The sequence below is a fragment of the Rhizomicrobium electricum genome (assembly GCF_011762045.1).
Classification (GTDB): domain Bacteria; phylum Pseudomonadota; class Alphaproteobacteria; order Micropepsales; family Micropepsaceae; genus Rhizomicrobium; species Rhizomicrobium electricum.
Window position 1 is genome coordinate 11,861 of sequence record NZ_JAASQS010000007.1, and the last position, 13,742, is coordinate 25,602.

Annotated in this window: 15 protein-coding genes; 7 read left to right on the top strand and 8 right to left on the bottom strand. The window is 65.0% G+C overall.

The window, feature by feature from the left end; genetic code table 11:
• Positions 1 to 3 precede the first annotated feature (3 nt).
• Positions 4 to 2,079 (bottom strand): ATP-binding protein, encoded by a 2,076-nt coding sequence (locus FHS84_RS14270; protein WP_166935473.1) that lies wholly within the window; start codon positions 2,077 to 2,079, stop codon positions 4 to 6.
• A 137-nt stretch (positions 2,080 to 2,216) separates the two neighbouring features.
• Here FHS84_RS14270 and FHS84_RS14275 point away from each other — a divergent pair, with 137 nt between their 5' ends.
• Together FHS84_RS14275 and FHS84_RS14280 are read left to right on the top strand one after the other, a co-directional pair.
• Positions 2,217 to 3,446 carry an SGNH/GDSL hydrolase family protein gene (locus FHS84_RS14275; RefSeq protein WP_166935475.1) on the top strand — a complete coding sequence of 410 codons (1,230 nt, stop codon included), beginning with the start codon at positions 2,217 to 2,219 and terminating at the stop codon, positions 3,444 to 3,446.
• Positions 3,443 to 4,342 carry a polysaccharide deacetylase family protein gene (locus FHS84_RS14280; protein WP_166935477.1) on the top strand — a complete coding sequence of 300 codons (900 nt, stop codon included), beginning with the start codon at positions 3,443 to 3,445 and terminating at the stop codon, positions 4,340 to 4,342. Before FHS84_RS14275 ends, FHS84_RS14280 begins: the two co-directional genes overlap by 4 nt.
• On the opposite strand, the gene FHS84_RS14285 is transcribed toward FHS84_RS14280, so the two are convergent.
• The 7 genes from FHS84_RS14285 to flgB are packed head-to-tail and all read right to left on the bottom strand — an operon-like array spanning position 4,343 to position 8,718.
• Positions 4,343 to 5,305 (bottom strand): nucleoside hydrolase, encoded by a 963-nt coding sequence (locus tag FHS84_RS14285; protein WP_166935479.1) that lies wholly within the window; start codon positions 5,303 to 5,305, stop codon positions 4,343 to 4,345.
• Positions 5,306 to 5,365: 60 nt separating this feature from the next.
• Positions 5,366 to 6,442 (bottom strand): flagellar biosynthesis protein FlhB, encoded by a 1,077-nt coding sequence (gene flhB / locus FHS84_RS14290; RefSeq protein WP_166935482.1) that lies wholly within the window; start codon positions 6,440 to 6,442, stop codon positions 5,366 to 5,368.
• 12 nt (positions 6,443 to 6,454) lie between these two features.
• Positions 6,455 to 7,222, bottom strand: coding sequence for a flagellar biosynthetic protein FliR (gene fliR / locus FHS84_RS14295; RefSeq protein ID WP_166935484.1), 768 nt, complete (start codon positions 7,220 to 7,222; stop codon positions 6,455 to 6,457).
• A gap of 22 nt (positions 7,223 to 7,244) precedes the next feature.
• A complete protein-coding gene (locus FHS84_RS14300) occupies positions 7,245 to 7,508 on the bottom strand; it encodes a flagellar biosynthetic protein FliQ (protein ID WP_166935486.1) in 264 nt (87 codons plus the stop codon).
• Between the two features lie 10 nt (positions 7,509 to 7,518).
• Positions 7,519 to 7,839: a flagellar hook-basal body complex protein FliE gene (fliE, locus tag FHS84_RS14305; RefSeq protein WP_208393883.1), complete on the bottom strand. Its 321-nt coding sequence runs from the start codon at positions 7,837 to 7,839 to the stop codon at positions 7,519 to 7,521.
• 8 nt (positions 7,840 to 7,847) lie between these two features.
• Positions 7,848 to 8,258 carry a flagellar basal body rod protein FlgC gene (flgC, locus tag FHS84_RS14310; RefSeq protein WP_166935488.1) on the bottom strand — a complete coding sequence of 137 codons (411 nt, stop codon included), beginning with the start codon at positions 8,256 to 8,258 and terminating at the stop codon, positions 7,848 to 7,850.
• Between the two features lie 34 nt (positions 8,259 to 8,292).
• Entirely contained in the window at positions 8,293 to 8,718 is a 426-nt protein-coding gene (gene flgB / locus FHS84_RS14315) for a flagellar basal body rod protein FlgB (RefSeq protein WP_166935490.1), read from the bottom strand.
• 144 nt (positions 8,719 to 8,862) lie between these two features.
• On the opposite strand from flgB, the gene FHS84_RS14320 reads away from it, so the two are divergent.
• The 5 genes from FHS84_RS14320 (at position 8,863) to FHS84_RS14340 (ending at position 13,710) form a co-directional block, all read left to right on the top strand.
• Entirely contained in the window at positions 8,863 to 9,174 is a 312-nt protein-coding gene (locus FHS84_RS14320) for a flagellar biosynthetic protein FliO (protein ID WP_166935492.1), read from the top strand.
• A complete protein-coding gene (gene fliP, locus FHS84_RS14325) occupies positions 9,171 to 9,965 on the top strand; it encodes a flagellar type III secretion system pore protein FliP (protein ID WP_166935494.1) in 795 nt (264 codons plus the stop codon). The genes FHS84_RS14320 and fliP overlap by 4 nt, the downstream gene beginning before the upstream one ends.
• A 312-nt stretch (positions 9,966 to 10,277) precedes the next feature.
• Positions 10,278 to 11,228 (top strand): CDF family Co(II)/Ni(II) efflux transporter DmeF, encoded by a 951-nt coding sequence (gene dmeF / locus FHS84_RS14330; protein WP_166935496.1) that lies wholly within the window; start codon positions 10,278 to 10,280, stop codon positions 11,226 to 11,228.
• Between the two features lie 47 nt (positions 11,229 to 11,275).
• On the top strand, positions 11,276 to 12,202 hold the full coding sequence (locus tag FHS84_RS14335) for an ABC transporter ATP-binding protein (RefSeq protein WP_166935498.1): 927 nt from the start codon (positions 11,276 to 11,278) through the stop codon (positions 12,200 to 12,202).
• Positions 12,199 to 13,710 carry an ABC transporter permease gene (locus tag FHS84_RS14340; RefSeq protein ID WP_166935500.1) on the top strand — a complete coding sequence of 504 codons (1,512 nt, stop codon included), beginning with the start codon at positions 12,199 to 12,201 and terminating at the stop codon, positions 13,708 to 13,710. The genes FHS84_RS14335 and FHS84_RS14340 overlap by 4 nt, the downstream gene beginning before the upstream one ends.
• The last annotated feature ends 32 nt before the right edge of the window (positions 13,711 to 13,742 follow it).

The following is a 13,742-nucleotide window of genomic DNA, read 5'->3' on the forward strand; positions in this document are numbered from 1 at the left end:
CACTTACCCCTGCCGCTTCGGCACCGGCGCGCCGGACAGGACCTCTTTCACCTTCGCCGCCAGCTGCTTGAGGCCGAACGGCTTGGGCAGGAAGTGGAGGTCTTCGGCTTTCTCGTCGTTGCGGCGGAAGGCTTCTTCGGCATAACCGGACATGAAGATGATCTGCATGTCGGGGCGGATGCGGCGGACTTGGCGTACCAGGGTCGGGCCGTCCATGTTGGGCATCACCACGTCGGTGATGAGCAGGTGGATCGGCGCCTTGCCGCTGCGCACCTCTTCCAGCGCTTCTTCGCCGCCCGAGGCCTCGATCACGTTGTAGCCGCGCAGGCGCAGCGCGCGTGCCGCAAAGCTGCGCACCGCTTCTTCGTCTTCGACCAACAGGATGGTGTCCTGACCGGTGACGTCGCGCGGCGCGGTGCGTTCCTTTTCCTCGGCGATGGCGTTCTGGTCGATGTCGTGGCGCGGCAGCCAGATGCGGAAGCTGGTGCCTTTGCCGACTTCCGAATCCACCGTGATGAAGCCGCCGGTCTGCTTGACGATGCCGTAGACGGTGGCGAGGCCGAGGCCGGTGCCCTGGCCGACCGGCTTGGTGGTGAAGAAGGGATCGAAGATCTTACCGACGATTTCCGACGGAATGCCGGTGCCGGTGTCGGCGACTTCGATGCGGACGTAATCGCCCGGCGGCATGATGGCGGTGCCGAGCGCGACCGGGTTCTGCGCCGTCTCGTTGGCGGTGCGGATGGTGACGGTGCCGCCGTTCGGCATGGCGTCGCGGGCGTTGACGACGAGATTGATGATGGCGTTCGACAGCTGCGCTTCGTCGGCATGAACCGGCCAGATGTCGCTGCCGTGTTCGAGCTGGAGATCGACGCCTTCGCGCAACAGCCGGCGCAGCATCAGGGCGAGTTCGCCGACCACGTCGCGCACGGCGAGGACCTTGGGCTGCATGGTCTGCTTGCGCGAGAACGCCAGCAACTGGCCGACCAGCGTCGCCGCGCGCAGCGCGTTCTGGTGGATTTCGTTGATTTCCTTGAACGAAGGATCGCCCGCCTGATGGCGCATCAGCAAAAATTCGGAGTTGCCGATGATGACCGTGAGCAGGTTGTTGAAGTCGTGTGCCACGCCGCCGGCGAGCTGGCCGACCGCCTGCATCTTCTGGCTTTGGGCGAACTTGATCTCGAGCGCCTTCTGCTCGGAGATGTCGAGCAGATAGAGCACGGCTTTGCCGCCCGGCGCCGGATGGGCGAACAGCTCGGCCATGCGGTCGCCCTGGCCGACGCCGCGCACTTCGACGGCGCCGAGATTGGTTTCGCCGTTGGCCGCCTTGGCAATCAGGTCGAGAGCGCGGCCGCGGTCGTTGGTGTCGATCAGGTCGGCGAGCGGGCGGCCGATCTGGGCGGCGGCGAAGAAATGGCGGAACGCGGCATTGGCTTCGGCCAGCTTGCCGGTGCCGTCGGTGAAGGCCACGCCCATCGGGGCATCGCGGAACACGTCGCCGGTGACGGCCGGCTTGGTGTCTTCGAGCTTGGCGCGCTGCGAGGTGGGGGCGAGGCGGGGCGTGAACCACCACACCGCCTGGGCATCGGCGAGCGGGCGCACGGCGGCAACGATTTCGAGGCCCGGCGCCACCGGGAAAGTCTCTTCGCGGATTGTCGCTTCGTTGGCCGCCTTGGTCAGGCGGTAGAGCACGGCCGCCGAGGGTTCGCCGGCCAGCGCCAGTTCGGGCGGAGCGGGGGCGGCGCCGTCTTCGGTCCCGGCCATGCGGCGGTAGACGTCGTTGCATTCGAGTACGGCGCCGTCGGGGGCGGTCACCGCCCAGGCCACATTGGCGCGCGCCGCGGCTTCGGCGATGCGGCGGACATCGCTCTGCGACAGCCATTTGCGCTGGGCCATGCCGAACAGCATCACCAGCCCGAGGACCGCGATGCCGAGAAGAAGGGCGAACCCCGCCCACTGCGCCTGCGCCGGAACGGCGATTGCCAGGATTGCGGCCGCCAGGGCCAGGGTGACGAATGCCGCTGCTACCCAGCGCCATTTGCCGCTCGGCACGCCAAGAGACGAGTCGATGATGCTTGCCATGCTGATTCGGACCTCTGGCACAGTATGTATGGATTTTTCCCGCCACGGGAAAGCACGGACGAATCGCGGCATTCTCGTTGCGGTCCAAGCGGGTTATGATTGGTACCGGTATCAGAAAGCCGATCAAGGGGAATAGGATGCGTCGAGCTGGATGGCTGGCCTTTGCGGCCGTGATGTGGACCGCGGCGGCGGTGGCGGCCCCCTCGTGGGTGACGAGCTGGTCGACCGCGCAGCAGATCGTCGAGCCCAACAACATGCTGGCGCCCGCCGACATGACCGGCGCCACGGTGCGCCAGGTCGTGCGCCTGTCGATCGGCGGATCGGCGTATCGCCTGATGCTGTCGAACACGTTCGGTACCGCGCCGCTGCACCTGAAAGCCGTCCATATCGCCAAATCGCTCGGCGGCGACGCCATCGATCCGGCCACCGACCGCGCCCTCACCTTCGACGGCAAGCCCGATGTCACCATTCCCGCCGGCGCGACCTGGCTGTCCGATCCGGTGACGGGACCGCTGGCGGCGTTCGCCGATGTCGCCATCTCGATCCAGTACGATACCGCCCCGGCGGTCGAAACCGGTCATCCCGGCTCGCGCCAGACCTCCTACGTGTTGGCGGGCGACCACACCGCCGAGGCGCACCTGACCGGCGCCAAAGCGGTCGACCACTGGTACCAGATTGCCGCCATCGAGGTGCTGACGGCGGTGCCGAAGGCCTCTGCCGTGGTGGCGCTGGGCGATTCCATCACCGACGGCCGCGGCTCGACCACCAACGGCAACGACCGCTGGACCAATATTCTGGCCGGGCAGCTGGCGGCGAATAAGAAACTGCCGGCGACGGCGGTGCTGAATGCCGGCCAAGGCGGCAACTGCGTTCTCAGCCAGTGCCTGGGGCCGAACGCGATCTCGCGGATCGGGCGTGACGTGCTGGCGCCGGTCGGCGTCAAGGCAGTGATCGTGCTCGAAGGCATCAACGATCTCGGCCGTTTGACCATCGATCATCCGGTGCCGGCGGAGGAGCATGCCGCGCTGGTAACGAATCTGATCGCCGGCTACCGCCAGATCGCGGTCCGCGCCCACGCCCGCGGCCTCAAGGCCTATATCGGCACCATCCTGCCTTATATGGGGGTGGCCTATTACCATCCCGACGCCGCCAACGAAGCCGACCGCACGGCCGTCAACACCTGGATCCGGACCCAGAAGGAGTTCGACGGCGTGATCGATTTCGACGCCGCCTTGCGCGATCCGGCCCGCCCCGATCATCTCTTGCCGGCCTACGACTCCGGCGATTTCCTGCATCCCTCGGCGGCGGGATATCGTGTTATGGGAGCGCTGGCGGCCAAGGTGCTGGGCGCGAAGGGGAAGAAATGAAACGGGTGTTGCTTGCGGCGGCGCTGCTGTCGTCGGTGTCCGCGGCGGCCGGACCGAAAATCGCCGTGACGTTCGACGATCTGCCGTCCCATGGCGCGCTGCCGGACGGCATGACCCGGACCGGAATTGCGCAGCAGGTGATCGATGCCCTCAAGGCCGGCGGCATTCCGCCCACCTACGGCTTCGTCAATGCGGCGCTGATCGGCAAGGAGCCTGCGGCGGAACCGGTGCTGAGCCAGTGGCGTGCCAGCGGCAATCTCCTCGGCAATCACACCTTTGCCCATCCCGGCCTGTCGCAGATCGCGACCGCCGATTTCGAGGCCGAGATCGTCCGCAACGAGCCGGTGCTGGAATCGGCGGCGGGCACCAGCGATTGGCACTGGTTCCGCTATCCCTATCTCGACGAAGGCAAGGACGCGGTGCAGCGGGCCGAGATCCGCGGATTTCTCGCCGGACGCGGCTATCGCATTGGCACCGTCGGCACCGGACTCAACGATTGGGACTATCCCGCGCCGTATGCCCGCTGCCTTGCCAAGAACGACACCGCGTCGATCGCCAAACTGGAAGAGATGTATTTGAAGCGGGCGGAAGAAGGCTTCGCCTATTCGCGTTCGCTCGCGACCGCGCTGTACGGGCGCGACGTTCCTTACGTGCTGCTGCTGCACATCGGCTCGTTCCAGGCCCATATGCTGCCGCGGCTGATCGCGATGTACCAAGCGAACGGAGCGAGCTTCGTCACTCTGGAGGAGGCCGCCGCCGACCCGCTGACCCGCGCTTACTTTGATCCGACGCAACCGGCGCCGCCCGCGATGGAGAAGGTCGCCGCCGACCGCGGCGTCGCCGTCCCGCCGAAACCCTCGGACGAAACCGCGGCGCTCGACACGATCTGCAAATAATCAGCGCAACGCCGCCTTCATGCAGCGTCGGAAAGCATCGAGGTCGACGCCTTTGATCACGCGCGCGTTGGCTTCGCGGGCTTTGCCGAGCGAAGGATCGGCGATTTCCTGTTTGGGAACGCGTGGGCTGGACACGCTCGAATACGCCCGCGTCAGCAGCGAATCGAGTTCGATCTGGACAAGGCACTCGGCGGTTTCGGTGACGACGCCGGGAACGAGGGCGCAGGCGCTGGTCAGGGCATCGGGATGCACGGTCCCGGCATGGCCGTAATGATCGCGGGAGAATTGCACCTGGGACTCGTTGACGGTGGTGAAGAAGTCCGATTTCGCCGTGCCCATCGCCGCCACCTCGGCGAGATCGCCTTCCGTCATCAGGCTGGAGGACAGCGACAAGGTCCAGGTGACCAGCGAGATGTCGAATCCGGCGTTGAACACCATCGCGGCGGCTTCGGGATCGACATAGAAATTGTATTCCGCCGCGGGCGTGACATTGCCGACGCCGTTGTCGGTGCCGCCCATGATCCAGAGGTGCTTCACCGCCTTGGCGATGCGCGGCTCCATGGTGGCGGCGACCGCGAGATTGGTCAGCGGCGCCTGGGCGATGATGGTGATCTCGCCGGGATTGGCCAACACGGTTTCGATGATGGCGTCGACCGCGTGCTTCTTCTCCGGCCGCTGCCGGGTACGCGGGAAACCGGCGTTGCTCATGCCGTCGGCGCCGAACACGTAGGCGGCATTGACGTGCTCGCGCAAAAGCGGCTTGGGGCAGCCGGGATAGACCGGCACCTTGCCGCCGAGACCGGCGACCTCCAGCGTCTTCAGCGCGTTCTCGATCTGCTGCTCGAACACGATGTTGCCGTTGCAGATCGTCACCGCTTCGATGGTGACGTCCGGCTGGGCCGCCGCGACCAGGATCGAAAAACAGTCGTCGCCCGCCGTGTCCGTATCGATGATGAGCCGCATAGGTCCGCTGCCGTGATTGCGCGCCGACCCTGCCGCAGCCGGTGACGCGACGCAACGGTGCTAATTCGCCCGCAACTTGCCGGTGAGTTTCATCACATAGCCGATGACCTGCGCCACCGCCTTGAAGTGCTCGACCGGGATCGCTTCGTCGACCTCGACGGTGGCATAGAGCGCGCGCGCCAGCGGCGGGTTTTCGACGATCGGCACCTGATGTTCCTTGGCGATTTCGCGGATGCGCAAGGCCAGCGAGTCGACGCCTTTGGCGACGCACAGCGGCGCCTGGGTCTTGCCGGATTCGTATTTCAACGCCACCGCGAAATGGGTCGGGTTGGTGATGACCACGGTCGCCTTGGGCACTTCGGCGATCATGCGCTTCTTGGCGCGCTCCATCCGGATCTGGCGCAGGCGGCCCTTGACCATCGGATCGCCTTCGGTCTGGCGGTATTCCTCCTTGACCTCCTGCTTCGACATCCGGTTGCGCTTGGTGAACTGGTAGCGCTGCAACAGGAAGTCGCCGCCCGCGATCACCGCCATGGCGGCGAGGCTGGCGATCATCAGCTTCATCCAGAGATGATTCATGTCGTCGGCGATGGCGGCGGGCGACTGGGTCAGCATGCCTTCGAGGGTGCCGCGCTCCGGCCACAACTGGGTCCAGATCGCGAGTCCGACGATGGCGATCTTGATGAGGCCCTTGAGAAGGTTGGTCAGGCCGTCGATGCCGAACATGCGCTTGAAGCCGCTCAGCAGCGACAGCTTGGACAGGTTCGGCTTGAGGCGCTCGAAGCTGAGTGTCGGCTTGTGCTGGACCAGATTGGCGGCGACGCCGGAGAGCATCAGAAAGCCGAGAATGGGTCCGGCGATCATGCCCAGTTTCATCATCACGTCGCCGAGCAGGATCTGCAGCGCACCGGGATCGACGGCGATCTGATCGGGCTCGGCCAGGAAGGTGCGGAACAGGGTCGCCAGTTCGTGCGAGGCGTTCCTGGCGAAAATCGCGATGGCGAGCGTGCCGCCGAGCAGGAGAATGAGCGTGGTGACTTCGCCGCTGGTGACGATGTCGCCCTGCTCGCGCGCCTGCTCCAACCTGCGTTGGGTCGGCTCCTCGGTCTGCTGGGATTCGTCGCGATCGCCTGCCATGCCCGCCGTCCCCTAGAGGAACGCCCCCATCTGGGCACTGTAGAAATTGAGGAACAGCGTCATCATGGTGCCGAGCAGCAGCGTCATCACGACGAAGCCGACCAGCACGTTGAGCGGGGTCACGACGAAGAACACCTGCAACTGCGGCATCATCCGCGCCAAGACGCCGAAGCCGGCGTTGATGGCGAAGCCGAACACGATGAACGGCGCCGCCAGCTGGAAGCCGAGCGCGAACGAACTCGACACGATGCGGATGGCCAGTTCCGCCATGTCGCCGGTCGGCAGCGAGGTTCCGGGCGGGATCAGGTGATAGGAGCCGGTCACCGCGCCGATGGCGAGATGATGCAGATTGGCGGAGAAGATCAGCACCACCGCAAGCAGCGAGAGGAAGTTGCCGATCACCGCGCCTTGCTGGCCGCGCGACGTGGGATCGAGGGCTTCGGCATAGCTAAGGCCGATCTGGGCGGCGATGATGGTGCCGGCCACCGAGATCGAACTCATGATGATGCGCGCCAGCGTGCCGATCATGATGCCGACGACGACTTCCTGGACGATCAGCGACACCAGCGCGGCGGTCGTCTGCGGCGCGGTCTGGGGATAGGAGGACTGCACCACCGGCGCGAGGGCGAGGGCAACGCCGAGCGCCAGCATCAAGCGGACGCGCGCCGGCACGTTGGCTTCGCCGATCGGCGGCAGCAGCATCAGCATGGAGCCGGTGCGGGCGAAGACGAGCAGGTAGACCAGCACCACTCCGGAGAGGCTCGAGAGAGTGATGGTCATGACGTGCGCGCTCCCAGTAACGTTAATAGGAGGCGATACGTTGCGTGATGTCGGACCACAGTCCGCCCATGGCCGCGCCGGCGAACGGCAGCGTGATCAACAGCACCACGAAAATGGCGATGATCTTGGGCACGAACACCAGGGTCGCTTCCTGGATCTGGGTCAGCGCCTGCAACAAGCCGATGGCAAGGCCGACCACGAGCGCGGTCAGCATCGCCGGGGTGATGACTTCCAAGAGCACGTAGATCGACGACCGTGCAAAATCGATGGCTTCGGGACCGGACATATTCTCCCCGTCAAATCGGCATGTTCATGATGGCCTGATAGGCGGCCACGACCTTGTCGCGAACGGCGACCACCGTATCGAGGGTGATCTCCGCCTGGTTCACGGCGTTGACGACGTCGACGATGTCGGCCTTGCCGCTGACGTGGGCGGTGGCGGCCTGTTCGCCTTTCTTCATCGTCGAGACGGCATCCTTCATCGCGTCCGACAGGAAATCGCCGAAGCTGCCGGCCCCCACCGGTGCGTTCGCGGTGGCGGCGGTCGACGCCGTATTGGCGCCCATCGCGGCGATCGACTGGTATGCGGCGGCAGCCGCAGCGGGAAGGATGGCCATTTGTCAGCTCACTTCTTCAGAAGATCGACGGTGCGCGAAAGCATCGCCTTGGTGGCGTCGATCACGGTGAGATTTGCTTCGTAGGACCGCTGCGCTTCGCGCATGTCCATGATTTCGACCAGGCTGTTGACGTTCGGCAGCTTGACGTAGCCTTTCGAGTCGGCGAGCGGATTGCCGGGATCGTATTGGGTGCGGAATTCGCTCTTGTCTTCGACCGGCTTGCCGCTCTTGACGATTTCGGCGCCGAGTTCGCGGTCGAAGCTCGATGTCATGGTGGGAACCTTGCGCCGGTAGGGTTCGCCGCCCACGGTCGAGGCCGCGCTGTTGGCGTTGGCGATGTTCTCGGCGATCGTCTTCATGCGATCGGACTGGGCCTTGAGACCCGCGGCCGCGACGGTCATGGAAGTCGAGAAATCCATTTTCAGCTCCCTGTGAGTCCTTGTTCAGCCGCCATCAGGCGCCACCGCGGCCGATCGCGACTTTCATCATCGTGACCGCCTTGGCATAGAGATTGGCCGCCGCCTGATACTGCGCCTGGGTCTCGGCCACCTTGATCATTTCGGATTCGAGCGACACCGAATTGCCGCCGGCCGGAGCCGCGACATCGGGCGTGTCCTTGTACTCGAACGAGCGCGACGACGCGGTGGTGGCCGACGCCGGAATATGGCGCGGATTGGTAATGGCGAGCGACGTGGTCGATCCCGAGCGCGACATCGTCGAGCGCAGCGTCTTCTCGAAGTCCTGCGGTTTCAGATCCTGCGGCGTATAGCCGGGCACGTCCGCATTGGCGACGTTCTTCGACAGGACGTCCTGCCGCTTCGACAGCCAGCTCATGCGGTCTTTCAGCATCGACATCAATGGAATGTCGTCGATCTGCATCGTGTGCGGTCTATACCTGATTGTTTCGTCGGCTATCGTGGGTCCAACACATTAAGCTCCGATTAACACAACGGGAAAAAGCTGCCGGGCAAAAAAGTCCCGGTTTTAACGAGCGATTAACGTTGATCGGTTTTTGATGGCGTTATGGATGTGCTCGATTTCGCCCGCTACTTCGCTGCCCTGCTTCTGGTTCTCGGCCTGATCGGGGCCGCCGGTCTTGCCACCCGCAAGTTCGGCGTGCCGGGCCTTGCCAAGCCCGCCAAGATCCGCCGGATTCAGATTGTGGAAACCTTGATGCTGTCGCCGCGCCAGAAGATCGCGCTGATCCGTCGCGACGACGTCGAGCACATGGTGATGATCACGCCGACCGGCGCCACGGTGATCGAGTCCGGCATCACGCCGCCTCCGCCGCAACCGCAGGTGCAGCCTGCGCCGCAGACGGACGCCGTGCCATGATCCGCCGCATCCTTCTCGCGCTCGTTGCGCTGGTTGTCGTTTCCGGCGCCGCCTATGCGGCCGCTCCTCACTTGACGCCGGCTGCGGCCGCTGCGGCGACGGCGGCGAACGGCGGCCTCTCCATCGATTTGAACGGCGGCGGTCTCTTCACCGACAAGATGATGCAGATCATCGCGCTCATCACGATTTTGAGCGTGGCGCCGTCGATCCTCATCATGATGACGAGCTTCGTGCGCATCGTCGTCGTGCTGTCGCTCTTGCGGACCGCGATGGGTCTTTCGCAGAGCCCGCCGAATGCGGTGCTGGTGTCGCTGGCGATGTTCCTGACGCTGTTCGTGATGACGCCGACGCTGAAGGACGCCTATGCGCAAGGCATCGAGCCGCTGGTCAACGGCCAGATCTCGACCACGGTGGCGCTCGACAAGGCTTCGGTGCCGATGAAGAAATTCATGCTCGGCCATGTGCGCCAATCCGATCTCAAGCTGTTTGTCGATATGAGCGGCAAGAAGACTCCGGCGACGCCGGAAGCGGTCCCGATCACCACCATCGCGCCGGCCTTCATGCTGTCGGAGCTCAAGCGCGCCTTCGAAATCGGCTTCCTCGTGTTCATTCCCTTCCTCATCATCGACATGGCGGTCGCCTCGATCCTGATGAGCATGGGCATGATGATGCTGCCGCCGGTGGTGATCTCGCTGCCGTTCAAGCTGATCTTCTTCGTGCTGGTCGACGGCTGGCGGCTGATTGCCGGCTCGCTGGTCGAGAGCTACATGCACGGCCCACCGCCAGGTTGAAGACGTCCGGTTGAAGCTTCCCTTTCGGCACCGCCGGTTTTGCGCCTTTGGTCGATTCTGCTAGCGTTTTCAGCGATTCGACCAAAGCTTGTGCGACCGGAAACCGCGTTGCGCGGCCGCAGGCCAAAGCGGACTACTTATGCCAAGAACAAGCGTCGGCGGCTTTGATCGTCGGCGCCGCGTCAAACTAAAAGCCGTTGAACTCCCCATCGATTTTGACGGCTTCGTAAGGGCCGCAGGGTTCCCAGACTCTGCGGCCCGTTTGTTTTGGGGCCCGTTTGTTTTTGGACGTTACGGCCGTATTGTTCCGGCATGGATCACGCCCACGCCCATACCCGCTTTACCCACGATCATGTTTTCCTCGGCCACGGCCACGAAAAGAGCGAAGCGCGCGCCCGTCTCGTGACGTTGCTGACGGCTCTCTTCATGGTGGTCGAAATCGTCGCCGGGTTGTGGTTCGGCTCGATGGCGCTCTTGGCCGACGGCGTTCACATGGCGACCCATGTCGGTGCGCTGGGGCTGGCTGCCGGAGCGTATTGGCTGGCGCGCCGTCACGCCGCCGACAGCCGCTTCTCCTTCGGTTCGGGAAAGTTCGGCGATCTCGCTGCGTTCGCCAGTGCCATCGTGCTCGGTCTGTTGTCGCTCGGCGTGGCGGTGGAATCGGTGCGCCGCGTGATGCAGCCGGTGACGGTCGAGTACGGCGAGGCGCTGGTCATCGCGGTGATTGGGCTTCTGGTCAACATCGCTTCGGCCGCGATCCTGCACGAAGGTCACGACCATCATCACGACCATGAGCATGGTCACGACCACGACCACCTGCATCGCGACAACAATCTGCGCGCCGCCTATGTCCATGTCCTGGCCGATGCGGCGACCAGCGTGCTCGCCATCGTGGCGCTCGCCGCCGGCATGGTGTTCGGGATTGCCTGGCCCGACCCGGTGGTCGGCATCGTCGGCGCGGTGATGATCGCGCTATGGGCGGTCGGTCTGATCCGCGACAGCGCCTTGGTACTGCTCGATGCGGTCGACGATCCCGACATGGCGAGCGACATCCGCGCCACCGTCGAGCACGAGCTTCACGGCAAAGTGTTCGACCTGCATCTGTGGCGGCTCGGCCCCGGCCATCACGGCCTGATCGTGTCGTTCGCCGGCGAAGCGGCCGACGGCGAGCGGCTGAAAGCCCTGCTCACCCGGCGTTATCCCAGCCTCAGCCACGTCACGGTGGAACTGGCCGTCTGTGCCGATTGCGCCCGCCAGCCTTGACGGCGCCGCCTCGGACCGGTTTCCTGGCCGGGAGCGGGAGAACTTCCATGCCGGAGTGGGCGGTCGAACTAAGGGGCGTCACCAAGCGCTTCGGCGATTTCACGGCCGTCGACCGGCTCGACCTGAATTTGCCCAAAGGCGGCATTCTCGGTTTCCTCGGCCCTAACGGCGCCGGCAAGACCACCACCTTGCGCATGCTGCTCGGGCTTTACGCGCCCGACGAAGGCGCAGTGCGGGTGCTCGGCGGCCCGGTCGGCAAGATGCGGCCGCGGATCGGTTTCCTGCCCGAGGAACGCGGCCTTTACCGCCGCGCCCGTGCCGACGAGGCCATCGCCTATATCGCCACTCTGAAAGGCCTGCATCGCCGCGAGGCGCTGAGGCGCGCCCGTGCGCTGCTCGACCGCTTCGGCCTCGGCGACTTTGCCAGGGTCCGCATCGAGGGCTTGTCGAAAGGCATGGCGCAGAAGGTCCAGCTTCTCGCCGCCGTGGCGCACGATCCCGATGTCGTCATTCTCGACGAGCCGTTCGCCGGGCTCGATCCGGTCAACCAGACCGATCTGCAGGCCTTCCTCATTTCGCTCGCCGCCGAGGGCAAGACCATTCTGTTCTCGACCCATACCATGGAACATGCCGAACGGTTGTGCGATCGGCTGGTGATCCTGGCCAAAGGCAAGAAGCGCTTCGAAGGCACGCTGGCCGAAGCGCAACGCCTGTTGCCGCGCCGCGCCCGCATCGGCGCCGCGGACGATCTCACCTTCCTCGCCGCGGTCGAGGGCGTGGCCGGCGTGCTCGCTCCGGCGCCGGGGCAACCGCATTGGATCGTCGAATTGAAAGAGGGCGCCGACGGGCGGTTGCTGCTGCAAGCCTGTTTCGAGCGCGGCGTGGTGCCCGATTTCTTCGATCTCAATCCGCCCGGTCTCACCGAAGTGTTCGTCGCGGTGGTGGAGAAGGCGAACGCGGAGGGCGCGGCATGATCCGGCGCACGCTCCTCATCGCTTGGCAGGAATTCGTCAAATACGTCACCCGCCGCGGCTTTCTGATTTCGCTGTTGATGGTGCCGGCGATCCTGGCGCTGTCGATCGGGATGTCGAGCTTCACCGCCAATCACGCCCGCACCAATGTGATGACCGTGGTCGATCTCGAAGGCGGCTATGCGGGCGCGATCGAGCAGGCGGTGGTGCGTGAAAACGCCCGTCGGGAGTTGTCCGCGCTCGCAACCTACGCCCATGCCAATGTCGACCGCATGGTGCTGCGCCGCAAAGCGCCCGATCTCGACCGGCTGTTCGAGGCCCCCGACCGTATCGCCGCCATCAAGGCGTTCGCGGCCGGCGGCGGCTGGCAGCCGGTGTTTGCGCGCCTTTCGCCGTTGCTCCGGGCCGGGGCCCCGGTCTTCACGCCGCCGCGGCCGGATTTGGTGCTGGTGCCGCCGCCCGAAGATCTGGTGCGGGATTTCGCCCAGGACCGCGGCGATGCGGCTTACGCCTATCTCAGCGGCGGCGCTGCCGTCACCGCGCTCGGGCGGCCGAACCGTCTCAACACGATTGTGGTGATCCCGAAAGGCTTCGCACCGGGTGCCGGGGTGGAGGCCAAGTATTGGAGCATCGACAGCGATCAGTCGGTCGATCTGGTGCGCTGGGCGCTGACCGATGCCTTCCGCCTCAAGCTTAATCAAGCCCTGGTGCCACCCGAGGTCCGTTCCAAGGTCACGCTCGACGTCGATGCCGGGGTGAAGATGATCGATCCCACGGCGGGGCGGGAGACGAGCTGGAAAGACCGCGTCGCCCAACTGGTGCCGATGGGGCTCGCCTTCCTGCTCTTCATGGTCGCCTTCTCGGATGCGGCGCTCCTGCTCCAGGGCGTGGTCGAGGAGAAATCCACCCGCATGATCGAGGTGCTTTTGTCCTGCGCCAGTCCCTCCGAGATCATGACCGGCAAGCTGATCGGCGTGGTCGGTCTGGCGCTGGTCACCATTCTCGGCTGGGGCGTGATCGGGCTTGCCATGGCGGCGGGATTTTCGAGCGAAGCCTTGGCGGTGATCGGGGTCGGGCTCAAGTCCATCCTGCCGATGCTGCCGCTGATCCTGGTCTATTTCCTGTGCGGGCTGATGATCTATGCCGCGATCTTCCTCGGCATCGGCGCCACCACCACCTCGCTGCCCGACGCCCAGGCGCTGATCGGACCGGCGTCGATGATCATCTTCCTGCCCAACATGCTGATCGGCGCGCTGGTCCAGGACCCCAACGGGACGCTGGCCCAGGTGTTGTCGTGGATTCCGATCTACACCCCGTTCTTCATGCTGGTGCGGCTGCCGTTCCATCCCGCCCCGATCGAACTGTGGGCGACGGCCGGCCTGACGCTCCTCACCACAGTGCTGCTGGTGCGCCAGATGGGCCGCGTCTTCGCCCGCCATGTGCTGACCACCGAGCGCCCGCCGAGCTTCGTCGGCCTCATCCGGCAGGTGTTCGGCCGCGCCAAAGTGTGATAGGAAGCGCTATCATCATATAAATGAGGAAG